Genomic DNA, 25,763 nt, shown 5'->3' on the forward strand with positions numbered 1-25,763 from the left:
TATCGCAATAGTAAAAACGCAGGTGATATACCTGCGTTTTTTGACTTAGTAAGAGCTTGATTTCACTTCACAATAAGCCCCCGAACATAGCGATATCTATATCTTTTGATAGTGATTTAAAAGATTCTCAATTCGATCTTGGATCATTTGTTTTAACGATTCAGGTTTCACTGACATAACAAAATGACCATATCTCATAAAATAGTCGGCTAAAAATTCCTCTTCCCCTGGATTATAGAACCCCTTAATAACTGTCTTATTGCCACTTTCTATTTTCATCGAAGGATAATGTTCTTTATAAAAAATATCCTTTGCTTGTTCTAAAATCTCGACTTCAAAGTCAATACTATTCTCAGAACGGTAAATTTCTAATGAGCGACTTACGAGTTCATCTATGGAAAAGTGAGATTCGATGTCCTCTTCTTCTATAAAGGTTATTCTGTCGCATCTGAAAACTCTATGTTTATTCGTATTTAGCTCTATTCCAGCAGCATACCATTGACCAAACTTGGCGGAAATTTTGAAAAATTGAACATGGAAACTTTTTTTCTGATTATTTTTGGTGTATTGAATCCTACAGCTGCTCTCATTAAGGATGCTTTTTAGAATTTTATCTAAAAAACGACTCACATGATGATGCTGAACCATTTCAAATTGCAGGACTTTTTTCATGTTGTGAATCTGCTTGATTTGTTCTTTAGAAAGACAGTTTTCAAACTTCTCATTTAGTTGATTGACACTTAAATGAAATGGCGTTGATTGATAAGCTTCTAACGTCAACATGGCAAAATACAGGGCATACACCTCATCAATTGTAAAAATAATGGGCGACAACAATCTGTTTTTTAAAATGCCGTATCGTCCATGTCTGCCTTGTTCTGAAAAAATGGGCATACCCAATTGCTCTAATGAACTAATATCACGCAGGGCCGTACTTTTTGAAATAGTGTATTTATCCATTAAGTCACTTAAATTAAAGAACTCCCGGCCGTTTAAGTATCTGATCATGTCATTTAATCTTTCTGACTTCTTCATCGTAAATCCCCTTATAAAGGTGTCATTTTTTGATACCTTTATATTTTATAATAAACTCAAGGTATACATCAAATTACCTAACGTTATGATCCAAAAGGAGTCTGATACAATGAGTGCAACGCTAGAAGTAGCTATTTTCTTATCGATGAACGGAAAAGCAAAAGAAGCTGTCGATTTTTACAAAAAACATTTTAACGCAGAGGAATTGTTGCTTGTTACCTATGAAGACATAGCAAAACGCGACAGCTCGCTGCAGCTTACGGATGAAAATAAGCATTATATTACTCACTCCGTCTTATCCATTGGAAAAACAAAAGTCATGCTGGCAGAAAATCCAATGGATCCTAAAGAAAAATATGCAGTTGGCAACAACACCTCATTGTGTATTCAAAGTGCGGACTTAGAAGAAATTGAACGTTTTTACAAGAGCTTGACTACAGATGATCGGGTGCGAATCATTGTTCCTTTATCCAGCAATGTATTTAGCAAAGCATACGGAATTATTGAGGACCCGTTCGGCATTCAAATTCAATTAATGTATGATGATAGACTAAGATAAAACACACATGATTTCACATGATCACACTCACACTTCTCTCTTGTAGGTGTTACAATATGGATGGTATACATTCATATTCCATTGAATCCATGCATAGAGGGGAGAACATATGAAGAAGTGCGAATACTGTGGAACAAAGGCTACAGATGATGTTGAGCAATGCCATAGTTGTGGTTCTAACAAATTTGAAAATATATGCATAAACTGCGGGAAGAAAACATTTGAAGAAATATGTAAAGAATGCGCAGCAGATTTAATAAATAGTGAGCAAGTACAGATTGAATATGATCCTATTGAATATAACCCTATTGAATATAATCCTACTTCCCAGCCTGATCCCAATAAGACAAACAAAATTATAGTTTTAATCATATTCATTCTTCTCGGTGCGGGGATCATTGTCAGTATTGCTTCACCAAAATGATGGTGTAGAAAATAGTAGTCAAGAAGCAGTGTCTTGTATGAACAAGACACTGCTTCTTTTACGACTAAGGGGGAAATTTATTTAATAAATATCTCTTCAATTTGGTCGAGCATAATATCAGCTGCAATAATGCCGCCTGCTGTGTTCCAAATTACATCGTCAACTTTATGGACATTCCCTTTTTGTACGGCACTTAGGTTTTTCCAAAGTGGATCTTCTGTCCATTCTTTTTCAGTAGCTAATGCTGCATCATCACCTGTTGGCGTGTAAGTAAAGTAGAAAATTACATCTCCGTCCATTTGAGGAATGACTTCTTTTCCTACCTCAACAGCTAATTTTCCTAATTTCGCATTATCTTTAAATAGTTCCGCTTGTTCTGGTACGCGTTTGAATCCTAAAGAATCGAAAATAACGCCTGAGAATGAATCTGTATAGTAGATTCTAGTTTTATCGGCCATAAAGCGTACGACTGAAACCTCTTGGTTCGTTTTATCGCCAAGCTTATCTTTAAGAGCTTGAACTTTATCTTCGTATGCTTTTAAGACTTCCGCGCCTTTAGCTTCTTGATTTACCGCTTTTGAATATAGTTTGAAGTTTTCTTTCCAATCTCCTCGTAATGTCTCTGAGAAAACGGTAGGAGCAATTTTGCTTAATTTGTCATATTCCTTTTCTTGTCTTAATTTATTCCCAATGATCAAATCTGGTTTTAAAGAAGCGATTTTTTCAAGGTTAATTTCACCCTCAAATCCGACAACTTCTACACCTTCCATCTGATCCTTTAAATGATCATACCAAGGATCACCTGAGAATGCTTGTACAGCCCCAACCGGCTTAATACTTAAAGCTAAAAGTGCTTCTGTTCCTTCATTAGTTAAAACAACAATACGTTTTGGCGTGTCTTTTATTTCAGTTGTCCCCATTGCATGTTCGACACTGTAAGCAGTGCTCTCAGCTGAACTTCCTTCTTTCGTGTTTTCCTTAGAATTGCCACATGCAGCTAAAACAAATATAGAGACAACAGCAAACAAAACGAGTAGTTTTCGAGATGCTTTTTTCACTTTTCTTCCCCCTGTGTATATGATAGAATGTTTATGCAGATTGAACGATAATGAGAATCACTTTCATCCACTTAAGGACGAAATTAATCATATTTTAAGAATCTATCACTGTCAATCCTTTTTTCACTAATTTGAAAGCACAATCTATTTAAAGAGAGAGTATGAATTTATATGATTTTAAAAAACAATTATTCAAAATCAATAGGGTTAATTATAGGAGCTCTACTACTACTGCTTTGTATGGGGATAAGTATTGTATTCGGCTATGCAGATACGTCCATTCAAACAACATATGAATCCTTTACACAGTTTAATAATTCTAATGAGCATCTTATTATCCAAAATGTTCGTATTCCAAGAGCACTCATCGCTACTTGTGTAGGTGCATCCTTAGCTATTACAGGCGTGCTAATGCAGACATTAACGAAGAATCCTTTAGCATCACCAGGCATATTAGGAATTAATGCTGGAGCTGGCTTTGCGGTCGTTTTCTCGATGATTTTCTTCCATGTTTCCAATTTGCAGTCCTTTGCATGGATTGCCTTTTTAGGTGCTGCAATAGCTGCTTTATCTGTTTATGGTATTAGCGCAGCAGGACGAGATGCAGTAACGCCATTGAAAATAACTTTAGCAGGGTCTGCGATCAGTGCATTATTTGCTTCCTTTACCCAAGGATTACTTGCAACTAACGAAGCAGAACTCCAACAAGTGTTGTTTTGGTTAGCTGGTTCCGTACAAGGGAGAAAGCTTGAAATTCTGTTATCTGTACTACCTTATTTAGCCATTGGATGGTTTGCCGCTCTGTTTATCTCTTCTAAAATGAATATTCTTGCTCTTGGGGACGATGTAGCGAGAGGCCTAGGATTACCACTAGGATTGATGAAGTTGATGGTAGGTCTAATTGTCATTATATTAGCAGGTGGGTCAGTTGCAATAGCTGGTCCAATAGGGTTTGTGGGAATTGTGATACCCCATTTTGCGCGAAAGTTTGTTGGAACAGATCATCGTTGGCTAATCCCAATGGCTGCTCTATTAGGTGGCATTCTTTTACTGTTAGCCGATGTGGGGGCACGCTATATCATTATGCCTCAAGAAGTACCAGTAGGAGTAATGACAGCCATGATTGGCACTCCATTCTTTATTTACCTTGCCCGAACAGGTGGAAAAAAATAATGAAACAGTTAAAAACAATACGCTTACTACAAAATAAAATATCGTTTTTACTTGATGTTAACGCTTCTAAAAAACTTACCGTTATTGGCATCATTACACTAGCTGTCTTTTTCTTTAGTGCATCATTTGGTGATTCATTTATTAATCCTCTAACGGTGATCCGAACTTTGTTCGGCAAAGGCTCTGAGTTTGATCAACTAATTATTGTTGAATTCCGAATGCCTAGAATTTTTATTGCTGCTTTCGCTGGAATGGCTTTTGCAGTGGCGGGTGCTATATTACAAGGAATAATTAAGAATCCACTAGCCTCCCCCGATATTATCGGTATTTCTGCCGGTGGCGGAGCTGCGGTCGTTGGTTTTTTAGCCATCTTTAGTGATTCCAATCATTCCTTAACAGTTAGTATTGAATGGTTACCCCTCGCAGGTTTTATCGGAGCAACCTTCGTTGGAGTCATTGTTTACCTATTTGCATGGAAAGATGGTGTAACACCCACTCGTCTCGTATTAATCGGTATGGGAGTTTCTGCATTTATGCAAGCCATTACGACGATGCTGATGGTTATCGGTCCTATCTATCAAGCAAGTGAAGCCAATAAGTGGATTACAGGGAGCGTTAAAAGTGCCGATTGGAATCAAGTTCAAATCATTGTTCCAGTGATCATAGTTCTTCTACTTATAGCGTTTTTTAGTACTCGACAGTTAAATGTCCAAGAATTGGGCGATGATACAGCTGCTAGTTTAGGACAATCGGTACAAAAGACTCGTTTATTTTTATTACTCTTGAGTTCAAGTCTAGTTGCTAGTGCTGTTTCTTTTGCAGGAGCAATTGGTTTTGTCGGCTTAATGGCACCGCATATTGCGAGACGCATTGTAGGGCCTTCATTCGGTGTTCTAATTCCGACATCTGCTGCGATTGGTGCTTTACTAGTTATGATTGCAGATATTATTGGACGTACTGCATTTAGCCCTTTAGAAGTACCAGCTGGTGTGTTTACGGCTGCCATTGGTGCTCCTTATTTCATCTATTTATTATTTAGAAGCCCTAGAAATTAAAGGAGTCAACTACCCACTTCAAGTATTATTCAGAGGAATAGCTCCTATATGTTATAATTCATGATTAACAGCTAATTCAGTGGAAGGAGAATGTTATGTTTGATCTGAATGATTGCATCGGATTTATTACGAATACGGCGTCCAAAAAAATAAGTGATGAATTTAACAACAGAATAGAGAACAGCGGCGTGACTCGAGTACAGTGGATGGCTCTATTTTTCATCGGTGAAAGGGATGGCATTATCCAAAAGGAATTGTCCCAGAAAATGAATGTGCAGGAATCGTCGGTTGCCAGGCTCATCGATCGCATGGAAAGAGAGAATCTGTGCTTGAGAATTAGGGATGCTGAGGACAGAAGGATCGTTAGAGTTCACTTGACACCCCTAGGCGAAGAGCAGCGAGCAAAGCTGCTCCCTATTGGTCAAGCTTTTCATGATGACGCTACTCGAGGTATCTCACAGGAGGAATTGGCTGTATTTGAAGAAGTACTTCATAAAATGGTTCGAAATCTATCGAATAAACAATGAATGAAGTTGACATTATTTATGCGAAGTGGTACTTTAAACATAGATACTTTACATAGCAACCATTGCAGTGTAAAGTTTCTTTTAAAGCAATAAAGTGAATTGTTTCACAATTAGAAAGGGAGAGATGAAGATGAAGAAAGATGTTAGACAAATGTTGAGTGATTTTACAAACGGACTGGCAACTCTGTCTGAAACCAATAGTGAACACGTAGGCGCGTTTATGAACTTGCTAGGAACCACTTATGCAGAGGGAGCTCTCGATACCAAAACTAAGGAACTGATCAGTATTGGAGTTGCTGCTTACAACCGTTGCGAGTACTGTATCGTGTTTCACGTTTACAAAGCTCTTGAAGCTGGCGCAACACGAGAGCAGATTATCGAAGCTGCGATGGTGGCAGTAGCGTTTGGCGGAGGTCCGAGCATGGCATATTCAGTCACCCTGCTTAAAGACTCTATCGACGAATTCGAGAAGGACTTCAAATAACGACTACAAGAGTTTCTATGCTGAACATGGGAGGTCTGCTTTCACGAGCAGGCCTCACGGGTATCAACCTAGATGAACTAAAGGAGGCGTCTCTCTTGGAGATTAAACTCGAACAGCTCTCCGGACATGCGAAGACATCGAAGATCGGGAAAATGAATGTATCAGTTGGAGATAAAGTTGAGATCGGGCAACAGCTATTGCAATTAGAAAGTAAAAAGGGAAACACCCCTTTCAAATCGAAATACGCGGGCACAATCGATGAAATTATGGTTTCAGAAGGTCAGGAGATTGGGATTGGTCATGTGCTGTTTAAAATGACTACCTCACAGGGTGAGCCTGCTAAGCCTAAGTTGGATTATTTTGCTGGGCTGCTGCATGGCAAGAAGGAACATGTGGAGGCCGATCTTCTCGTGATCGGTGCAGGACCTGGAGGATATGTAGCCGCTATCTATGCAGCGAAGCATGGCCTGAAGACGGTTATTGTAGAAAAGCAGCAACTTGGCGGGACCTGCCTCAACGTGGGCTGCATTCCTACTAAAGCTTTAATCCGATCATCAGAAGTATTCCACAACTTCAAGAATGCAGAAGATTTCGGAATTTCCGTTGAACATATACAGATGGATATGGCTAAGGTCATCGAACAAAAGGATAAAATCAAAGATACACTTGTATCGGGAATCGACTACCTGCTGGAGAAAAACGGGGTAAGAGTGATCCGAGGAAGTGCATCCTTTATAGATAGCAAGCAGGTACTGGTCAAAAACGGGAAAGACGAATATACCATTCAAGCGACCAATTCGCTAATTGCTACAGGCTCTAAGATTTCCAATATTAATCTGCCAGGTATAGAACATGATTTTGTCTTGAATAGTACATCGGCGCTGCAGCATAAGGAGAATATGAAATCGATCACCATTATTGGCGGCGGTGTAATCGGTATGGAATTTGCCTTTATCTACTCCAACTTCGCGATCCAGGTCAATGTGATCGAATATTGTGACCGCCTCTTGACTATGGTGGATGATGACGTTTCGGAAGAAATCCGAAAGATAGCCATTGAGCGTGGAATTGGAGTTCATACCGGAGCCAAAGTGACGAGAATCGAAAAGGATCAGAACGGGCATGCCGTCATCATGTTTGAAAAAGATAATGCAGAGATGTTTATGACAAGTGAAAAAGTGCTGGTTGCCATCGGAAGGGAACCGAACCTGGAAGGTTTGGATATCGACAGAGCTGGTGTTGCGCTAAATGAAAACGGAAAAGGGATTGCCGTTAATGAGCATTTGCAGACGTCTATAGATCATATCTATGCTATTGGCGATGTCACGAACCGTATTCAGTTAGCTCACGTTGCTTCCCATGAAGGAACAGCAGCAATTGACCATATATTAGGGACACCTTCAAGCATAAATTACGATATGGTACCAAACGTTATCTTCACTTCGCCTGAGATTGCATCCGTTGGACTGACAGAACAACAAGCGCTGCGTCAACAGATGAATATTAAGATCAGCAAATTCCCTTTCCAGGCTAACGGAAAAGCTCTGACGATGAGAGAAGGAAAAGGGTTCGTCAAACTAATCAAAAATATCGACAACAGTAAGATCGTCGGTGCTTCCATCATCGGTCCTGAGGCTTCCGCATTGATCAGTACACTTACTGTTATCATCAATAACGGGATCTCAGAGGAAGACATTGCACACACGATATTTGCTCATCCCACAACAGGTGAAGCCATTCACGAAGCGGCATTAGGCTTAGGTATCGGGGCGCTTCATTACCATGAATAAGATCGTAATATCTCAGGAAACCGATCCTTATTTCAATCTGGCTCTGGAAGAGGAACTGTTCCGAAATGCACGTCCCGATGAAGTGACGCTATATCTATGGCAAAATGAAAAAACAGTCGTGATCGGTAGAAATCAGAATCCGTATATCGAGTGTGATATCGAGCAAATCAAGCGATATGGCGGCAAGATTGCCAGACGAATATCGGGTGGGGGAGCAGTCTACCACGATCTAGGTAATCTAAACTTTACATTTGTATGTAAAAAGGAACAAGAAGATCTGACGAAACAAATATCAGTGCTTCAGAAAACTGTCGAACGCTTTGGACTTCAAGTTGAACGGTCCGGAAGAAACGATATGACATATGAAGGCAAAAAGTTCTCCGGCCATGCCTTCTATGAAGAAGACGGGAATGCATTTCATCATGGAACCATGATGGTAGACGTGGACTTGACGATGCTTACAAAAGTGCTGAAGCCATCCAAGCTCAAGCTGGAATCCAAAGGAATCACCTCGGTCAAGAGCCGGGTCGTCAATCTGAAGGAGCTAAACGATGACATCTCCATCTCCAGCCTTTCCGAAGCGCTGATTGATAGCTTTAAAGAAATTTACGGTGAACACTCCTTCTTAGTAAAGTATAGCCGACAAGAGAAATCGCCTGACTTTATTCAGAGATATATGGATGATAGATGGATTTATGGAGAGAGTCCTGTATATAATGCGACTCTTGAGAAGAGGACTTCAATAGGCAACATTCAGGCTTTTTTCCAAGTTGAACATGGGCGTGTAAAAGAATTGAAGATTTTTTCCGATAGCGTCTCTATTTTGGATTTCCGAGCAATTGAAAGCCGCTTTGTGGGAATGGACTTTAATGAGGTAATGGAAAAAGACTTGCTGGCTCTTGCTCTGTGAGAGCAGTGGCTGAATCGATATCGACGATTAGATAGATCGTGACCTTCCTGGGGGCGGTCTATTTTTTTGTTTGGGGAAGGCTTGTCTGTTATGGTAATGGATTTTCTACCGTCAGGACTCATCTTGTGACGAATGAGTCGGATTTCAACATGGCTACCATGACAAGCAAGGAAAAGCACCGTTGTAGCGCTTTTCCTTGCTTAATGCAGGACATACGTCAACCCATGTCGAATAATAGGTCAAAAGTAGGAATAGTCGGCGGTAGACTAATTACAAGAGTCAAAGACAAAGGAGACATAAAATGGCTAGAACTTACTACGCTGAAGGAAGGCAAATTGCATTCATCCTGAGAGGTGTATTTATAATAGGCGGACTTGCTCTGTACTTCAATATACCAGGACTGCACTGGGGCTTCTTCTTTGGAATCTTAATAGGTTCTGTACTCATAGCTGAAATCATTGGAGCTATGTGGACAAAGAAAAGGCGTAAGGAGAAGAAAAATAGGAGACCAGTTGCAAGCAAATCAGGACAAACGCAATCGAGACGATCATCAAAAGGATGCAGATCAGATGAAATCATCTTATCAAGCAGATTAAGTGATTTGTCTGGAGCTGAGTTCGAACGGCTACTCGCCTTATATTTCCGTGATCAAGGATATGTTGTTAATGAAGTTGGAGTTGGAGGCAATGACGGCGGCGTTGATTTGGTCATTATCGATAAACGTGGAGAGAAAACAGCAGTTCAAGCCAAGTGCTACGCCAACCACAATATGGTCCCGGTTCAGACAGTTCGAGAGCTGGTAGCTGCGAAAAGGAACCATGAATGTATCCTATCTTTACTTATAACGACTTCAGACCTAACTGCTCCAGCTAAGAAGGAAGCTGAGCAGTTCAAGGTGGAATACTGGCATGGAGGACTCATTGAGCTGAAGCTAAAGGCGTGGAGTAAGTGGCAACCAAGTAAGAAACCACGTCCTAGTGAAAAGAGTGATGCCGCAGCTAAGTCTGTGGTTGTAAAAGCCAAAAAGGAAGTCGCAGCTACAAGGACAGTGGCATGCAAGTGTGGTGCTCCTATGGTACGAAGAAAGAATAAGCAAGGTGATGAATTCCTTGGTTGCAGTAATTTTCCGAAATGTCGTGATACAAGAGCCTTATAAATATGAAAAAAAGAAAATAGATCTTGATTATTTCTCGGAGGAATAACCAAAACTATTGAACGGTGATATCCTAAACACTTTTTTGAAAATACGGTATCTTAGCATTCAAACTATAGAATGGTCGAGTCTCGAAACCGTGGAACTAATGGTGGACTTGCATTTTTTGATTATAATCTGCAAGGATTATTATCTTCATATCTGATTAACTGTTATCAGAGGGGAGGGAAACGGGATGACATGGTTTGAAAGAATGAATAAAGCGCTCGACTATATCGAGGATAACCTCTGTGCGGATATTGATATGACACAAGCCGCAAGGATTGCTTGCTGTTCCAACTCCAATTTTCAGAGAATGTTTTCAATAGTAGCGGATGTTTCCTTGTCTGAGTATATCAGACGAAGAAAGATGACTCTTGCTGCATTTGAGTTGAAGAATAGTAATATTAAGATTATTGACCTAGCGCTAAAGTGTGGTTATGATTCACCGGAAGCTTTTACACGAGCCTTTAACAATATTAATGGGACAACGCCGTCGTCAGCGCGCGATAATGGCGTAGTTCTCACAGCCTACCCTCGAATCTCTTTCCTACTAACAGTTAGAGGAGCTGTTCCAATGAATTACAGAATTGAATCAATAGAAGCATTTATTGTTTATGGTATCGAAAATATCATGACCGCTGATAACGGCGAACATTTCCGTTCCATACCGCAATTTTGGCAAGAGGCACATCGTGACGGCAGAGTCGACAAACTTATCAAATCAACGAATATGCTTACAGAGGCACCGAACAATTTGTGTTTAGTCAATGCTATTTGTGATTACCGTTCGGTTGAAGGGGATAATACGTTCCCTTATATGCTGTTCGCCTACAAAACAAGTAAAAGCCAAGCGGAGGGATATAAGGAAGTGACTGTTCCAGCCGCAACATGGGCGATCTTCAGAACTGAGAATCATACAGTGGAAGGAACAAGCAATGCTATTCAAAGTCATATCAAACGAGTATACACTGAATGGCTGCCGACTGCTGATTATGAAAAGATTGACGGCTATGAATTGGAACTGTCTTATGGCTGCGGCAGCATATGCTGGAGCGAAATATGGATCAGGGTCAAACCAAAGAAATAGTTAACGAATAACGAACATGATAAGAATGTTCCACATTAAAATTAGCAACACATACATGTAGAGAGTGTGGCACTACGTACACTGAAATGACAAATAGAAGATCCCTTGATCTGCAAGGGATCTTCTATTTGTATCTTGTTAATGAGGTTTTTTATAAAGTTGACTTGTAGAGAATTTACAAATTTTCTGGTGTAGAAAGTTTCAGTAATGTGAACTGATTGTTTAGTTGCTGTTAAGCTCATTTGGATTAATGATAACTATCTTAAAGAATGAACAGATATTAAATTTGTAGTAGCAGCTCCCATTTTGCATAAGTGCTATGTACTGCGTGCAGCCCTTTCTAAGCTCCAATAATCACCACTTGATAATCTTGAGTGCGTCTTCTCTAGCTGCTTAATAAAGTTCAATACCTCAGAGTAAACCCCAATTTCTTTTAAGATTTCAATGTCCTTTATTTTATATAAGTATAAAGTCCATTTATCATTTTCTTTTTGGCATATCTCTTTGTCTTTTTGCAGGCTCTTAAATTTACTTTTCGTTAATTGCTTTGGAAATACATCCAAATCTGCAATTTCCAGATGGTCAATCATACTAAGTTCATCACTCAGTTCGTAACCACAAGAATGTGAAATTCCTGATAAATCATATTCGACATGTAATCTACAAAGTGATATCTGTTCCAGAACTTTACTATCTATATCACCAGTTCCTAACTTATCTAGATGGTTTTTGATCATGGGTTCCACATATTGCTGATTAAAATGATAGGGGTTTAACTCTTCCCACATCCTATACATGTATCCCTCCCAATCAAATTGCTTGAAATGATAGATTCCAAAATCTAGGCGATACATGTTAGTGCTAAAGCCTCGATCATTTCTAAATATATACTTGAATTTATTGAAATTATTACCCCATAAATCCTTATAATATGAATCTAATTCTTTCTCAGTAGCATCCATACGTATTAAAAAGGCATGACTGAAAATGAAAAGGGGAATATGGATAAAACGTACCCACTGTTCATCTTTTATGATCAAATTCTCAAAGACAATCTCGCATAGTTGAGTATCATTCTTCAATAAATTAGTATAGATCTTACTTGTTATGAAATGGTTGATTCGAAGTACAGGGTCATCCTGATGCATAAATAATATAAAGGCTTCTGCACAGAAGTGTATTAGCTTCGAAATGATTTCTGGCTCCCTACGGCCTATATTATACAAGATAATCATACAAAGTGTACTAGCTTGCTCTGGTACTGTACTAGTTTCAGTTTCGTTCAGAGCTGTAATGAGCAGTTTGATGGATTCTTTCGTCTGCAAGAAATCATTAACGTATCGTGGAGAACAAGTGTCTAGTGTTTGCATTAATTCTTCTTTTAATGTCGGACTAAGGTTACTTGTTGATATTAATTCTGCAATTTGATCATAGTCCAAATAGATTTCACAGCGTCCAAATATCCAATTTCCTGCATCTTCTATAACGTCTTCAAGTGCTAATTTTTCATGATCTACATATTGGTTAAGTTGTTCCTTATGTGTTACATTTTCATTGTATTCAATGAAGGGGTTTCTGTCACATAAGGAGTATATCTTTTGACCGAATTGCTTTGTATAACGCAAGCCAAACTCTATAAGTATATCTGGTATGTTATCAATTAACATATCTAATTCAATATCCATACATAATCCATCAAGTAATTCTATCTCAGATAGTATAGTGTTCTTTACTTCTCTAACGATCTTTTGATAGTTAGTGTTATAGAATGTACTGTACTCTTCAGGAAATACTTTTTCGAATGTTTTAATTGCCATTAAATGGTAAATGCTATATGCTTCCTCATAATACTTGGTGATGATGTCTACACCATTAAAAGTCATTCCTTTATCGACGCAGCGGATGATAATATCTGGAAGATTGTGCAAATCTGAATATTGCGCGATTAAATCTCCTTTGCCCATTGTTATACAATAATCCTTTATAGTCGTTTCTAAAAAATAAAATAGCTCTAAATGTTTATTAGGTTCATAACAACGGAGTAGATGAAAGAATCTATGGAGCCGATCATGTTGAAGTAGAATATCCCGACCTGAATCCCAGTTCCAATTTCCATCGTACTCCATGTGACAATCACCGTAGTCATAATAGTGTAAGATACATTGTTGGATTATTAGATGATTTACTCTGTCACTACATTTTGTTGATTGATGCTCAAATAAAAATTGTAACTGATTATAGAAAGAGCAACATCCAAGTACTATTGGAATAAGTTGATCGCTGTTTTCTTCCATATAGGAATATAGGAAATCCTGAACGGCTGGCATGATGAATCTTAAGATAATAGAATCCTCTTCTTCATCGTAGAATGTCTTTATCATCGTTCTTTCTAGTTCAGCTATGCATTCCCCTAAGTTCTTAACTGTAGTTTGATGGGAACAGTTATGAATATATTTCTGATAACAAATCTCCATATCAGTCATACGCATAGGAGTTGATGAAATCAATAATAGCATTGCAACAATCTTCGCTTCTTCGGAGAGAGCCAAAAAGATGTCATGCCAGAATGCACTGGGATTATCAAAATAGTTGCATAATTCATCATAATATGTTTCAGGTGAACAATCCTTATCTAGTTCTTTATGCAGAAATAACGCTAGAACGCGTGGGTTGTAATTTTCATGATATACAATCCGATTGCACTTGTTGTATAAGTAATTAACATACTCATACTCAAGATCTGATGCGTAGAGATGGTGGAATAAGATACTAGCTTTTTCATCAGGTCCGAATTCCTCCATCGAACAGATCAAGGCATATCTCTCCAATGTTTCTTTTAGAACAGGGTGCTTTTGTAACCCTTGTTGCAGTACATACTCTCTAGTTGTCAAGATCAATCGCTTCGTTCCAATAGACTCTATGATAAGTTTCAAGAGTCTATTTAGTCGATTTTCATCATTTCTACGAGTATGTTCGTTATGAAAGATACTTCCCCAAAAATCATCCAAAATAATGACCTGCTTCTGATCATCTTCTAGCATATTATATACATCTTCGATTGAATTGGCCCATACAAAGCCATTCAGATGATCTGGTTGTAAATAAGCTAATGCTAATAGGTAAGCCATGGTCGTCTTACCTACACCAGGCTCTCCTGAGAGTACAATCACATGTTTCTGAGACCATTTGAGCAAGGCATTACGATATACTCTGGTTGGAACAAAAACTTTTGATGTTTTTAGAGCATCTTTGAGTTCCTCGGCTGATTCCCTGTAGGCAGCACGATGCACAGTTTCGTTTAGTGTTTTATAAAATACATTTATGCTAGGTAACCAAAGTTTTGGAGTTGCAAGTTCAATCCACTTATAGCTTGGATCTTCTAAAAGACGATTCATATCATTTCGAGTAAGAATATCTCTAGAGTCTTTAATGTAATCTTTGAATAAATTCATAATCTCAACTTTCTGATCCCGTTGAAGATCCATCGATACGCCTAAGATATACCTATCAGGGTTTAGTTTAATAACCTTAGGTAATTCATTGTTCTTTAATGTACTATATAATTTAGAATAGTCTTGTTTGTATCGTTTAGCTTGAATGATGGTCGTTTTATTGTTAATAGTAAAAGAGCCATCAATCCCCGCATCACGCCCTTCCTTATACATTTCTACAAAAAGACCTTCTCGTTGCTGAGTGATGTCACAAACTAACTTTTCATACTATAAAGGTTCTAGCAATGCATGAAAATCATAATTCGGCATGTCTTTCCTCCAAATGAATAGTGTAGTAGCGTCTTTATTGTACTGTTTATTAGAGATGTAAGTATGTTTAGGAGAAACATATTTGGAAGAATCATATACACAACAACAGAATATTCGAAGATTTGTTATTTTTAGCGAAATGTGAGGTGTATTTGAAATGGTTCAATATCAGATTAATTACAAACGCAGGTGACCGAACAATGGATACAGAACGCTATTAAAGAGCAGATGAGCGTATGGGATACCGTAACGGATCTTATCCACATATGATCACAACACGTGTAGGCACACTTACCCTTCACATTCCACGTATTTGGGATGGTAAATCCTCTACGGATTTATTTGCTCGATATCAACGAAGCGAGCAAGCTTTTGTATTAGCTCTGGTGGAAATGGTTGTGAACGGTGACACAGTGAGTTAGATGACTCAAATCACGGAGGAATTGTGTGGTGTGGAGTTCTCTAAGTCTACCGTAAGTTAGTTATGCAAGAGGCTTGATCCCATCGTACTTGCTTAGAGCGAGCACCCACTAGGCAATAGCCAGTTACCGTTTGTATTGGTAGATGCTATGTACTTGAAGGTGCGTGAAGACGGTCGTGTGCGTTCTCGTAGGCTCTTAATCGCGACCGGAGTAAATACCAATGGCACACATGAAGCCCTTGATCATATGCTCAGCGACTACGAATCGGAGGAGACTTGAGGGAATTTACACACAATTATGGACTTGACTGGGTCCACAGCAAGTAGATGCGCAGCATAAAGCTGGGGTACCCTTTCCTTCAAAATCATAAATAAATTTTTCCCTTTTTGTAAATTTTTCGAATACGCATGTATTCAAGGTTTTCAAACAGAGAAGAAATATTTCTGATATATCCTATATTAACAATGCTTAACAACTTTGATATATACCATCGATTAGCCTATTTCTTTTGCCCCATGAAAGACTCCTAAGCAATGATAATGGGAAATGGAATAGGTCGATGGTATAATATTACAAAAGAGAATATCGAAGGGAATGCTACCATTGAATTTGCAGATATTAAATAAAATCGAGGCATGGCACAAGGTTGAATTTCTAACACCTTATCCAATCCAATGGGATAAGAATATAGATTATCTGATAATTGAAGAAAGACAAATTCCTTGGATGGAACATGAAAAATATCGTCTCCTAGAGACGGAAAATGATACTTTCCGTTTTACAGTATATATAGGGGTTATGGACACTGAAGTAGTTATGCAATCAGTGCGTAAATATTTACATGATGAAGAACAAATCGTGGAGGATATGAATTATAAGACAAATACAGCAATTGCAGAAGTTTCATTAGATTTTAACGGGAATTATATAGCTGGAAGTTTTAAATTATCAACGTTACCTTTTGCACTTGGTAAATTAAAAAAAGGGGACTTTTATAAGGATTGGTACCATGAGTTCAATAAACTTTACGTTCAGATAAATGAGATGATTGAAAGAGAACTTGAAAGTACGGTTACTTTAGACAGGATGAAATTTATTCAGCATGAAATTAGTGATTTTGTCGGATGGTCATCAAACTATACTTATTTTATTGCAAAATGTAGTAAAGTTCCAAAACCTAGGAAGGAAGATAAAGAACAAAGTTCTTTTGCTAAAGAGCCGGGGATTCTAAATAGTTTCTATATTAAAGATCTTGAGTTGGTTCGAAATAGTCTTAAATCGGAAGGATTAATAAGCGACGGACTGATTCAGTTTTTAAGTGGTGAAGATATACCTTTCGAAAATCGGCAAGATATTCATCGTGATAAGGAAAAACTTTTCGAGATCCTTTCACCTGAAAACATCCCTCTCGGGAAATGGCCAGGTAACCCGGAACATGCTCTCAACTTAATGCAGCAAGCAGCAGTAAATCTGATATTCAAACAATTGCATAATACAACTGGAGTCTTCTCCGTTAATGGCCCACCGGGGACTGGAAAAACCACGCTTTTAAGGGATGTCATCGCAGAAATCATGGTTCAACGGGCTGAACGTTTAGTAGCATATGATGTTCCTAAAGATGCATTTTCTTTCATTAAAGAAGCGGACGGTTCTATTAAAAAAGTTCAAAAGTCCATTGTCAGTATACTCTCTCCCGAATTATGTGGGTTTGGCATAGTTGTGGCATCTTCGAATAATGGAGCCGTAGAAAACATATCAAAAGAATTGCCAGATATTAAAGCGTTACATGAATCATTTTTAGATACTGAAGGGGCAGATTATTTTAGGGATATTGCAAAGAGAATGCATGGAGGAAATTCATGGGGGCTTATCTCTGCTGTTCTTGGCAAAAGTGATAATCGGTATACTTTCAATAAAAAATTCCTTGACCGAGAAAAGGATAAAGATAATTTAGGGAAATCCTATTTTCAAATCCATGATGAATGTAAGGCCATACCGGACCATGTACATTTAGAGAAATGGAAGGCAGCTAGAGAATCATTTGAGCAGGCCCTAAGAAATGTTCAAGATTTAAAGAGAGAAGCAGTAGAGTTATATGAACTTTGCAATAGAATTAATAAACTCGAAACGGAGATAAAGAAGGGGCAGTATGAAATACAATGCCTTAATTTGAAAGTGGAAGAACTGAAAGAAAAGAACCTAGAAATAAACAGAGAATGCTGTGAACTGGATGAGAAAATTTGTTATTTGAAAGAAGCATTAGATTATCATAATAGGCTAAAAATTGGTTTTTTTATCAGGTTATTTAGATGTAAACCTTACAGAGATCACATGTCACGCGCAAATTTATTAAATAAAGATATATCTGAACAACTTCATTTGATAAGTCAAAAGAAATCTGATCTAAAAGCCATAGAAGATAAACTTACACTTGCATCTGATAAATATAATAAATTAATTGAAAAGCTTACTCAACTCAGGGAAGAATTTACTTCCACAGAATCGCGTATCAAGCACTCTTTAAAGGAAAAACCACGTTTCGTTGTTAGCTTGAAGGATTTAATTCATGGGGATAATGATAAAATTCAAAAATCTTCTCCATGGATTACCCAGGAGTTTTCAGAAGCAAGAAGCAAACTATTTTTAGCGGCTATGCATGTCCATGAATGCTTTGTTCGGGCCTCTGTTTCGAGAATTATTGGTAATGTAATACTGTTTAGCAAACTAAATTCACTTGATACTTTTGCGGAGAAAGAAGTTTTTAAACCTATATGGGATGTTATAAGCTTGATCATTCCTGTGGTTTCAACTTCATTTGCTTCTGTGTCTAGCATGTTTAGAGGTGTTGGTAGTGAAAGATTAGGCTGGCTTATAGTCGATGAAGCAGGACAAGCAGTGCCCCAAGCTGCTGTTGGTGCCATATGGAGATCACAAAAAACAGTGGTTGTTGGAGATCCAATACAAATTGAGCCTGTAGTAACGTTACCAAAATCCGTATTTAATGACATTGGGAAATATTACGAAATAAATCCACACTATTTGTCGGATAAAAGTTCTGTTCAGACACTTATGGATCTTGCAAATAAGTATGGCACATTTCTTAAAAATCGATGGATAGGGTCACCACTATGGGTACATCGAAGATGTATCAATCCTATGTTTAAGATCTGTAACGAAATTGCATATGATGGCAACATGGTACTTGCTACTGAGAATCCCGCGGATAAACAAGCTCCCCTTAAGGCTGAGGAAGAGAGTCTAGTAAAATTTCTTGAATATATGGGGCCAAGTTCATGGTATCAAGTTGAGGGAGAGACGGAAGTCAGACAATACGTACCTGCTCAAGGTAAACTGGTTTTTGAGTTAGTTCAGAAAGCATTTCAACACTTTAATGGACAAGTTCCGAGCTTATTTATTATTACACCGTTTACGGCTGTAAAAGAAGAAATCAAGTCTTTATTGAGGGATATGTATAAAGAGTTAACTTCATTAAAGATTGATAAAAAGCAGTTTCATAGATGGATTAATGAAGCTGTAGGAACAGTTCATACTTTCCAAGGCAAAGAAGCATCGGTTGTAATTTTTTGTTTGGGGGTTGATTATAAAAATCTGGGCTCGGCATTATGGGCCACTAACGAACCTAATCTTATTAATGTTGCAGTTTCCAGAGCTAAATATCGATTTTACGTCGTAGGAGATATGAATGTTTGGGGTGAAATGGAAAATATGAAGGTCATTAAGCGAGAGTTAATTTATGAACAACCAAGATATTAGAAAATTAATCTTGGAGGGAAAAGATAGGTGGAAAGAATTTTATATTATCCATATATAGCTGTTCCCAACACGAAGTGGCTTACTCATGCATTATTATATTGGGACGAAGTGGCATCTATAGTACCATCGGATTATTTTAACCGTCCAGAGCTCCATGATCCGTACATGTTGGAGCTTGGAAAGTGAGTTAATGACAATTTAATTTGAATGAAACTAATGGAGGTTATCAATATGAAGGTAAAAGAGCTAGTGCAGATACTAGAAAAACTTGATCAGGATCTAGTCATAAGGGTTGTTGTTCCTATAGAGGGTAGACCATATGGTGGGGGATTATTAAAGGAAGTAAGCAAGGTATCCGAAATATTTGATCAGGATTCAAATAAACCTTCATATACAATACAAATTTCGGAGTTTAATGAATAGAACTAGTAGAACTATGCCCACCTCCCTATAAAGTTCGACTGTTGATGACCTGATACCGGCGTTTGTCCTTCGTTTACACCTTAGGAAAGGTCTTCATGAAAGGGGATAATTCTAAAATAGAGATGTTGGAGTACTATTCCGGCATCTTTTTTTATTGATAATCGATACCAGTCGAAGTATAAAGGAAAATGGACTGGTTTGCCGAAGTATGTAAATAGAATTCATATCATCTGTTTAAAGGAACGACATTGGAGGCAGAGGGATTTGAGTGTATTTAATTACAGTAGTGCTAGTAGATATCTCATGAAAAGATACAATTTAAACGGTAGAATAAACGGGTTGGGACGTATTGATCTTCGCTTAATTGAGAAGGTTAAAACAAGTGTGGTTATTGATCATTCAATAGAAAACATCGGACTATTAAAATCAACATTAAATGCCCAGTTGGATTTTTGGAAACAGATTAATTTAATCATTGTTGTAATAACATTTGTGTTAACGTCAATATTTTCTCTCTCGACATTCTATCTCCAATATCAATTGAAACCTATAGATTGGACTCATGAAATAATAACAATACTAAATAAGGATTATATAGAATCCATGTCCAGCATAGAAGAGAAAGCAAAATATCTAGGTGATAATTATAACCTTGAAAAGAGTAGTTATAGCGATTCATTACTTGAATTACAAAAGTATCATGATAAGGTCATAATAAGCATAATAAGCATAATAAGTCCTTTATTATTGCTCTTTGCAATCGCACTTTTACGATTTAGATGGATATCTGATGCGGTTTCTTGTTTGACTGGAGCATTTGAGGAAAAAATGAGGACAATTGAAGAAAATGATGAGGATGATAATGAACTCAGCAATATTAGAAAAATGATATTATCATAGTGCGTCTTGTGCATGCTATGCATCGAGGTTCACGATGTGGAAAGCGGGTATCTTGGATATTCTAATACATACAATATCCAAGACCGTTCTCCTCCGTGTCTTTTTGCACTTTAATAATGGATCCCCCGTTCCACTTTACGTTTGGCAAAGGCTTATTGCTTGCACAGCTTTTAAATGCATTTCAGAGTATACAATTATTCCACTTCTCATTTCCATAGCGCCTATTTTTATAATTATCAACTTTCAATGTATCGGCTTTTCTCAATAACACAAACAAGTATTCATCACTAAAATTAGTTTCCGTCTTGATATAAACTTCTGCACGGTTTTTATTCTTTAATTCAACATTTGAATCAATAGGGTGTTCTATTCCATTGTATTTCACCGGAAAACCAAAGCTCTGCCCGCTTTTGCAGGTACAGTATTCATCGAAAATAGGACTGATCAGCCCCGAGAATTCTTCGTGCCAGTCTGTTCGTTTGGCATAATGATATTCATCACCTGTATATTTTTCTTTTAATTCGGCTTCTTCTTGTTCATGCTGCTTATAGATGCGATCTTCAATGCTGTTCCATTTTGAGCCGTATTCTTGGACGATGTTAACTAAATGCTTGTTCAACTCTTGTTCATCCATGGGGTTACACCTCTACCGATATGTATTATGAAATCATAGCCTGAATTTCAAACATATACAATCCTTCTTTGACTCAAACCCCTCAAAAAAGAGAGATGAAAGACTTCATCTCCCCTTAAGCATGTTGTCTTTAATATTGGTAATACGGAGGTGGATAATTGCTCTGAGGTTGCTGCATCTGTTGATACTGGTTATACGCATGATGATGCGGCATATATTGCTCCATCTTGTTGCAGTAACTATACGGACCTATATAGGTTGTGGGTTGAACAGGTGCAATGACTTGCTTCCATAGATGTTCATCCATACAATAGGTATGCGCCATGATATGGGGAGGAGTAAATTTCAATATGTCTGAACCTAGAATCACCTCTGGAGTCGGAGCGTTGAATATGGCCAAGAGATGAGTATTGTCAACGGTAGCGACCTCATAGTGCCACCAGCCTTGCGGAATGTTTGCCACCTGTCCAGGTGTGATCGGGTAATCTTGAATTTGTTTGGTAAAAGGGTTCAGCAGCGACACAACCGCCGCACCAGAGATACAGTACACAAGCTCAGCGGCATTCTGGTGATAGTGCGGCTCAACGACATTATTAGTACTTAGGAAAATGTCCAGGAGAGACACGTTATCGAGTGTATTCAGCTGTTCCACACCTAATACGTTAATATAGTTTTGATTATCTTTCCTGAACAAGGGACTTGTATTTACGTCAAATGTGAATTGAGTTGATGGGGAGGTATAATCAATATTTGAAACCATTGGTATCAGCTCACCTCTTTATCTGGTCACAAGGCTACAATTAACCTTTATAGGCAGGTTATGCACATACAGTGAGCTGGGTGTTCGTTTATTTTAACAGAGGGAAATTTACACGAAAAGATGTTGTGTACCTAACAAAATAATGAATAAGCCGAATACTATGATTAATTTCCCTTTAAACCTTACAGATGATAAATACTCATCGCTTGGTTCAGAATCATCACCGATTTTCTTGAACCACCAAGATTCAGGAGTTCTAATAGCGTACAAGCCGATAGCGATGATAGCAACTCCAAACAGAAAAATGGAAATAAACATGAGATCAGCTCCTTCAGAGAAATGTACGATGTTAATTACAAAATGTTCCTAACAAATCCATGAAAAAGCGTTATAATGCAGCATATAGGTTTTCAACATAATATACATTTCTCTTGATTGGACTGGTGCATAACATGACTAATAAATTGGTTGTTGTCGTTAAAGGTGTTATTTTAAATGAGGACAAGATATTGATTGCACAACGAGCTGCTGATGATGAAATTGGCGGTGGGACTTGGGAGTGTGTTGGGGGAAAAGTAGAGTTCGGAGAAGATCTAGAACCGGCATTAGTACGAGAAATTAAGGAGGAAGCTGGTTTAGACGTTACGGTGGAGAAGCTGTTATATGCCACTACATTCCTAATAGGTGCAACAAGACAGGTCGTCATTCTCACCTATTTATGCCACAGTACGCATCAAGATGTAGTTCTCTCAGAAGAACACACGGATTACCAATGGTCATCACAAGACCAGCTAAAGTTACTTTTGCCTTCGGATATCATTCGTGATTTCGAGAGAAATAATGTATTTTCCTTGTTAGATATTGATTCTATTAAGGTAAACTAACTCAAAAGCTTAAAAGGATATAAACGACGAAAACCCTTGGTATACAAGGGTTTTCGTCGTTTGTATATGAAGTTTTGATTACTTGCAACATTTTTTATAAAAGCCTACTTATTTACCGCTTGGCAATATTTTATTCAATGCTATGGCTGCAATGGCAGACGGTAAGATAGGCGAACCGAGCAAATATTGTACGAAAGTTGGTAAAGAGTTTAAGTAATCTTTAGGAATGAGTACTAACGCTAAGGTTATGATCATCGGTATAGCAATAATATACATCTCTTTTTCGCCAATGGTTTCATTTTTCATCACTTGTATACCGTTAATTGCGATGATGCCGCATATGATAGCGAATACGCCACCGATTACAGCGGTTGGAATCGAAGATATTAAAGCAGCTAATTTGCCTGAGAAACCGAAGATGATAAACCATGCTCCTACAGAAAGAAAGACTCGGCGGCTGGCAATGCCTGTGATAGAAATAATACCTGCATTTGTGGAATAGCCTGTTACAGGAGTTGAACCGAGAAGAGAAGAAATAAGACAGCTAATTCCTTCTCCAATAACACCTTGGTTAATATTTTTATCGGTTAACGGTTTATCGATTACGTTACTAACGGCAAACCACGTACCTGTTGTTTCAGCTAGCAGTACGAGATAAATAATGACCATTGTGATAATTGCAGAAAAGTTAAAAGAAAAGCCGAAATCAGCAAAAGGAATCTTAGGCATACTAAACCACTTTGCGCTTTCTACAGCCGTGAAATCTAAGATACCCATAAATTTTGCAGCAACACATCCGGTAATTAACGCGACCATCACAGACATAATTCGGAATAGAGATCCTTTATTACGGAACAAAGAACCCAGGATCACGAAAAGAATGAGCACAGAACCGGAAATAAGAGCTAATAATACGTTCTGATTAATAGTAGCGTCGGTGGCTGCATAAATATTGTCTCTTATCGCAACCGGCAATAAAGAAAGACCTACAATGAAAATAATCGTACCACCTACAATGGGTGGGATAAACGATTTAACAATTTTATTGAAAATTCCCGTATAGCCCAAAATAATCATTAAGATCGCACCAATTAAGCTGGCCCCGAGCACGGAACTCCAACCTGCTTCCCCGCCGCCGCTTGCTGCATAAATCGTGATGATGGCGCCCAGCGGAACATAAGAAGGACCTTGTGCGATGGGCAGTTTCATACAGAAATAAGTTTGCACAATCGTTGCAAGCCCAGCAGCAATAAAAGTAGCTTGAATCAAAGCGTTTGATTGATCGGCTTGTAAACCGATTAACATCGCTATGAGGAAAGGCACCACATAGACGTCCATGGCCAATACATGTTGTAAACCTAGAATCGCGGACTTACCGAATGAAATTTTTTCATCGGGTAAGACCGTTAAATGTTGCGACTTCATTTGAGCTTGATCTTGCTTGTCTGCTTGTGTTTTCATTCTAAGATGCGCACCTCGAAGTTTTTGTAGTTATTTCTATTCCTAACGTGAATGAACTTTATTACCCTGTACCCAGACTTCGCGGATATGCTCAGGCCTTACAAGGTACATGATTTTTTGGAAAACATCATTTAGATCTTCATTCTCATTAAAAATTGGCAACTTGGCGGATGGACATTTCGTATCGATGATTTGCACATCCCATGCATAGTTCTCTTGAATACGACCGATAGGCAAGCTTAAACTTTCTCCGCCGCCAGCAGTAGCAAGATAGAATGCTTCATGAATCGTAAGGCGTGATCCGGGTACGCCACGGTCTTTGGCAGGAAGGGAGGCATTAACACCATCTTCTAGCATTCTGGAGGATATTACAGCTTGTCTGATGTTATCGAAAAGACTAGGTGAAAAACCACCAGAAATATCAGACCCTAAACCGATCTCGACACCTTTGGAATGAAAATGAGCGATAGGGATGACGCTATTGGCAAAATACGCGTTTGATATCGGACAATGAGCAATGGCTGTTCCTGTTTCAGCAAACAAACTCACATCATGATCATCTAGGAAATTACAATGTGCCATTACAGATTTATCACGCAATAGACCGAAATCATGCAAGGCAAAGGCATCGTTCTTATGGAATCGATCTTTTACATAACCGTGTGCCCAGTCACTTTCGCTGCAGTGGGATTGAATATATGTATCATATTTAGCTGCTAGCTCTCCTAAACCTTTTAAAGCATCGTCTGTACAGCTTGGAATGAATCTCGGTGTCACTACTGGATAAACGCCTTGTTTAGTGGATTTGGCTAATTCTCGTACAGCTAGAATGAATTCTTCCGTATCCGCTAGTGCCGTAGGTGTGTCCGTGTCGCGATAGTATTCTGGATTTTGCTGTAGATCATCCATGACAACTTTCCCAACTAATCCACGTTGGCCTTTATCAGCACATATTTCAGCTAATAATAAACTTGCTTCTTTATGTACGGTTGCAAAATAAAGTGCTGTCGTTGTCCCGTTTGCGAGTAGGGTGCTTACTAAATCGTCGTAGACCTTTTGTGCAAAATTCAGATCCGAGAATTTAGACTCAAGTGGGAAGGTATAAGTATTCAACCAATCATAAAGTGGAATGTCTAATGCGGTTCCAGATTGAGCCCATTGCGGCGCGTGAACATGCAAGTCGATATAACCAGGCAAGAAATACTGACCTTCAGCTAATGGATGAAAGTTGTGTTTACCTTGATAAGTATCTAGCAAAGGTTGATATCCAGGATCTTCTGGTGCAACGATTTTTTCAATCATCCCGTCACTATTGATACAAAAAAGATGGTCTTTTAATATTTGGATTTCTTTAGGGGATTTGCTTGAAAAAGTAGTGCCCAGGAAAATTTCTTTATATTTATGCATTCGTACCACCCTAATGTTCGTCTTTTAAACCATATTTGTT

Annotated in this window: 23 protein-coding genes and 1 pseudogene; 16 read left to right on the forward strand and 8 right to left on the reverse strand. The window is 38.3% G+C overall.

The features are described from left to right. Positions 1-96: 96 nt before the first annotated feature. On the reverse strand, positions 97-1,035 hold the full coding sequence (locus tag AC3WTP_RS11565; protein ID WP_492394760.1) for a helix-turn-helix transcriptional regulator: 939 nt from the start codon (positions 1,033-1,035) through the stop codon (positions 97-99). Between the two features lie 109 nt (positions 1,036-1,144). On the opposite strand from AC3WTP_RS11565, the gene AC3WTP_RS11570 reads away from it, so the two are divergent. After that, positions 1,145-1,594 (forward strand): VOC family protein, encoded by a 450-nt coding sequence (locus AC3WTP_RS11570; RefSeq protein WP_492394761.1) that lies wholly within the window; start codon positions 1,145-1,147, stop codon positions 1,592-1,594. A 109-nt stretch (positions 1,595-1,703) separates the two neighbouring features. After that, entirely contained in the window at positions 1,704-2,018 is a 315-nt protein-coding gene (locus AC3WTP_RS11575; protein ID WP_492394762.1) for a hypothetical protein, read from the forward strand. 77 nt (positions 2,019-2,095) lie between these two features. Here AC3WTP_RS11575 and AC3WTP_RS11580 read toward each other — a convergent pair whose 3' ends face one another. Continuing rightward, positions 2,096-3,076: an ABC transporter substrate-binding protein gene (locus tag AC3WTP_RS11580; protein ID WP_492394763.1), complete on the reverse strand. Its 981-nt coding sequence runs from the start codon at positions 3,074-3,076 to the stop codon at positions 2,096-2,098. A 171-nt stretch (positions 3,077-3,247) separates the two neighbouring features. Here AC3WTP_RS11580 and AC3WTP_RS11585 point away from each other — a divergent pair, with 171 nt between their 5' ends. The 8 genes from AC3WTP_RS11585 (at position 3,248) to AC3WTP_RS11620 (ending at position 11,297) form a co-directional block, all read left to right on the forward strand. After that, on the forward strand, positions 3,248-4,249 hold the full coding sequence (locus tag AC3WTP_RS11585) for a FecCD family ABC transporter permease (RefSeq protein WP_492394764.1): 1,002 nt from the start codon (positions 3,248-3,250) through the stop codon (positions 4,247-4,249). Further along, positions 4,249-5,304: a FecCD family ABC transporter permease gene (locus AC3WTP_RS11590; RefSeq protein ID WP_492394765.1), complete on the forward strand. Its 1,056-nt coding sequence runs from the start codon at positions 4,249-4,251 to the stop codon at positions 5,302-5,304. The genes AC3WTP_RS11585 and AC3WTP_RS11590 overlap by 1 nt, the downstream gene beginning before the upstream one ends. A gap of 95 nt (positions 5,305-5,399) precedes the next feature. After that, positions 5,400-5,831: a MarR family winged helix-turn-helix transcriptional regulator gene (locus AC3WTP_RS11595; RefSeq protein ID WP_492394766.1), complete on the forward strand. Its 432-nt coding sequence runs from the start codon at positions 5,400-5,402 to the stop codon at positions 5,829-5,831. 130 nt (positions 5,832-5,961) lie between these two features. Further along, a complete protein-coding gene (locus AC3WTP_RS11600) occupies positions 5,962-6,315 on the forward strand; it encodes a carboxymuconolactone decarboxylase family protein (protein WP_492394767.1) in 354 nt (117 codons plus the stop codon). A gap of 95 nt (positions 6,316-6,410) precedes the next feature. Further along, complete coding sequence (gene lpdA, locus AC3WTP_RS11605) at positions 6,411-8,105, forward strand: dihydrolipoyl dehydrogenase (protein ID WP_492394768.1); 1,695 nt, start codon at positions 6,411-6,413, stop codon at positions 8,103-8,105. Further along, positions 8,098-9,015 (forward strand): lipoate--protein ligase, encoded by a 918-nt coding sequence (lplA, locus tag AC3WTP_RS11610; protein WP_492394769.1) that lies wholly within the window; start codon positions 8,098-8,100, stop codon positions 9,013-9,015. The genes lpdA and lplA overlap by 8 nt, the downstream gene beginning before the upstream one ends. Before the next feature lie 301 nt (positions 9,016-9,316). Next, positions 9,317-10,171: a restriction endonuclease gene (locus AC3WTP_RS11615; RefSeq protein ID WP_492394770.1), complete on the forward strand. Its 855-nt coding sequence runs from the start codon at positions 9,317-9,319 to the stop codon at positions 10,169-10,171. Positions 10,172-10,403: 232 nt separating this feature from the next. Beyond that, the gene (locus AC3WTP_RS11620; protein WP_492394771.1) at positions 10,404-11,297 is read left to right on the forward strand and encodes an AraC family transcriptional regulator; all 894 of its coding nucleotides are present in this window, start codon (positions 10,404-10,406) and stop codon (positions 11,295-11,297) included. A 317-nt stretch (positions 11,298-11,614) separates the two neighbouring features. Here AC3WTP_RS11620 and AC3WTP_RS11625 read toward each other — a convergent pair whose 3' ends face one another. Then, on the reverse strand, positions 11,615-14,962 hold the full coding sequence (locus tag AC3WTP_RS11625) for an nSTAND3 domain-containing NTPase (protein WP_492394772.1): 3,348 nt from the start codon (positions 14,960-14,962) through the stop codon (positions 11,615-11,617). 317 nt (positions 14,963-15,279) lie between these two features. On the opposite strand from AC3WTP_RS11625, the pseudogene AC3WTP_RS11630 reads away from it, so the two are divergent. The 5 genes and pseudogenes from AC3WTP_RS11630 to AC3WTP_RS11650 all read left to right on the forward strand — a co-directional run. Continuing rightward, positions 15,280-15,750: pseudogene (locus tag AC3WTP_RS11630) on the forward strand (transposase); the annotation flags it as partial. A gap of 333 nt (positions 15,751-16,083) precedes the next feature. Continuing rightward, positions 16,084-19,254, forward strand: coding sequence for an AAA domain-containing protein (locus tag AC3WTP_RS11635; RefSeq protein WP_492394773.1), 3,171 nt, complete (start codon positions 16,084-16,086; stop codon positions 19,252-19,254). A 27-nt stretch (positions 19,255-19,281) separates the two neighbouring features. Next, positions 19,282-19,440, forward strand: a complete 159-nt coding sequence (locus tag AC3WTP_RS11640) for a hypothetical protein (RefSeq protein WP_492394774.1) — start codon at positions 19,282-19,284, stop codon at positions 19,438-19,440. Positions 19,441-19,485: 45 nt separating this feature from the next. Then, on the forward strand, positions 19,486-19,677 hold the full coding sequence (locus tag AC3WTP_RS11645; RefSeq protein ID WP_492394775.1) for a hypothetical protein: 192 nt from the start codon (positions 19,486-19,488) through the stop codon (positions 19,675-19,677). Between the two features lie 264 nt (positions 19,678-19,941). Further along, the gene (locus tag AC3WTP_RS11650) at positions 19,942-20,577 is read left to right on the forward strand and encodes a hypothetical protein (RefSeq protein ID WP_492394776.1); all 636 of its coding nucleotides are present in this window, start codon (positions 19,942-19,944) and stop codon (positions 20,575-20,577) included. A gap of 181 nt (positions 20,578-20,758) precedes the next feature. Here AC3WTP_RS11650 and AC3WTP_RS11655 read toward each other — a convergent pair whose 3' ends face one another. The 3 genes from AC3WTP_RS11655 to AC3WTP_RS11665 form a co-directional block, all read right to left on the reverse strand. Next, on the reverse strand, positions 20,759-21,211 hold the full coding sequence (locus AC3WTP_RS11655) for an NTF2 fold immunity protein (RefSeq protein ID WP_492394777.1): 453 nt from the start codon (positions 21,209-21,211) through the stop codon (positions 20,759-20,761). A 130-nt stretch (positions 21,212-21,341) separates the two neighbouring features. Next, entirely contained in the window at positions 21,342-21,971 is a 630-nt protein-coding gene (locus AC3WTP_RS11660) for a cupin domain-containing protein (RefSeq protein ID WP_492394778.1), read from the reverse strand. Positions 21,972-22,079: 108 nt separating this feature from the next. After that, a complete protein-coding gene (locus AC3WTP_RS11665; RefSeq protein WP_492394779.1) occupies positions 22,080-22,289 on the reverse strand; it encodes a DUF6199 family natural product biosynthesis protein in 210 nt (69 codons plus the stop codon). Between the two features lie 134 nt (positions 22,290-22,423). On the opposite strand from AC3WTP_RS11665, the gene AC3WTP_RS11670 reads away from it, so the two are divergent. After that, entirely contained in the window at positions 22,424-22,855 is a 432-nt protein-coding gene (locus tag AC3WTP_RS11670) for an NUDIX hydrolase (protein WP_492394780.1), read from the forward strand. Between the two features lie 108 nt (positions 22,856-22,963). Here AC3WTP_RS11670 and AC3WTP_RS11675 read toward each other — a convergent pair whose 3' ends face one another. Both AC3WTP_RS11675 and guaD read right to left on the reverse strand, forming a co-directional pair. Further along, positions 22,964-24,316, reverse strand: coding sequence for a uracil-xanthine permease family protein (locus tag AC3WTP_RS11675; protein WP_492394781.1), 1,353 nt, complete (start codon positions 24,314-24,316; stop codon positions 22,964-22,966). Between the two features lie 42 nt (positions 24,317-24,358). Continuing rightward, positions 24,359-25,723, reverse strand: a complete 1,365-nt coding sequence (guaD, locus tag AC3WTP_RS11680) for a guanine deaminase (RefSeq protein ID WP_492394782.1) — start codon at positions 25,721-25,723, stop codon at positions 24,359-24,361. Positions 25,724-25,763: the final 40 nt, after the last annotated feature.

The organism is Paenibacillus sp. EB106-04-04-XG159 (assembly GCF_058791835.1).

Coding starts and splice junctions, on each gene's coding strand:
- AC3WTP_RS11565 (WP_492394760.1), bottom strand. CDS start 1,035: ATGAAGAAGTCAGAAAGATTAAATGACATGATCAGATACTTAAACGGC.
- AC3WTP_RS11570 (WP_492394761.1), top strand. CDS start 1,145: ATGAGTGCAACGCTAGAAGTAGCTATTTTCTTATCGATGAACGGAAAA.
- AC3WTP_RS11575 (WP_492394762.1), top strand. CDS start 1,704: ATGAAGAAGTGCGAATACTGTGGAACAAAGGCTACAGATGATGTTGAG.
- AC3WTP_RS11585 (WP_492394764.1), top strand. CDS start 3,248: ATGATTTTAAAAAACAATTATTCAAAATCAATAGGGTTAATTATAGGA.
- AC3WTP_RS11590 (WP_492394765.1), top strand. CDS start 4,249: ATGAAACAGTTAAAAACAATACGCTTACTACAAAATAAAATATCGTTT.
- AC3WTP_RS11595 (WP_492394766.1), top strand. CDS start 5,400: ATGTTTGATCTGAATGATTGCATCGGATTTATTACGAATACGGCGTCC.
- AC3WTP_RS11600 (WP_492394767.1), top strand. CDS start 5,962: ATGAAGAAAGATGTTAGACAAATGTTGAGTGATTTTACAAACGGACTG.
- lplA (WP_492394769.1), top strand. CDS start 8,098: ATGAATAAGATCGTAATATCTCAGGAAACCGATCCTTATTTCAATCTG.
- AC3WTP_RS11615 (WP_492394770.1), top strand. CDS start 9,317: ATGGCTAGAACTTACTACGCTGAAGGAAGGCAAATTGCATTCATCCTG.
- AC3WTP_RS11620 (WP_492394771.1), top strand. CDS start 10,404: ATGACATGGTTTGAAAGAATGAATAAAGCGCTCGACTATATCGAGGAT.
- AC3WTP_RS11625 (WP_492394772.1), bottom strand. CDS start 14,962: ATGTATAAGGAAGGGCGTGATGCGGGGATTGATGGCTCTTTTACTATT.
- AC3WTP_RS11645 (WP_492394775.1), top strand. CDS start 19,486: ATGAAGGTAAAAGAGCTAGTGCAGATACTAGAAAAACTTGATCAGGAT.
- AC3WTP_RS11655 (WP_492394777.1), bottom strand. CDS start 21,211: ATGGATGAACAAGAGTTGAACAAGCATTTAGTTAACATCGTCCAAGAA.
- AC3WTP_RS11660 (WP_492394778.1), bottom strand. CDS start 21,971: ATGGTTTCAAATATTGATTATACCTCCCCATCAACTCAATTCACATTT.
- AC3WTP_RS11665 (WP_492394779.1), bottom strand. CDS start 22,289: ATGTTTATTTCCATTTTTCTGTTTGGAGTTGCTATCATCGCTATCGGC.
- AC3WTP_RS11670 (WP_492394780.1), top strand. CDS start 22,424: ATGACTAATAAATTGGTTGTTGTCGTTAAAGGTGTTATTTTAAATGAG.
- AC3WTP_RS11675 (WP_492394781.1), bottom strand. CDS start 24,316: ATGAAAACACAAGCAGACAAGCAAGATCAAGCTCAAATGAAGTCGCAA.
- guaD (WP_492394782.1), bottom strand. CDS start 25,723: ATGCATAAATATAAAGAAATTTTCCTGGGCACTACTTTTTCAAGCAAA.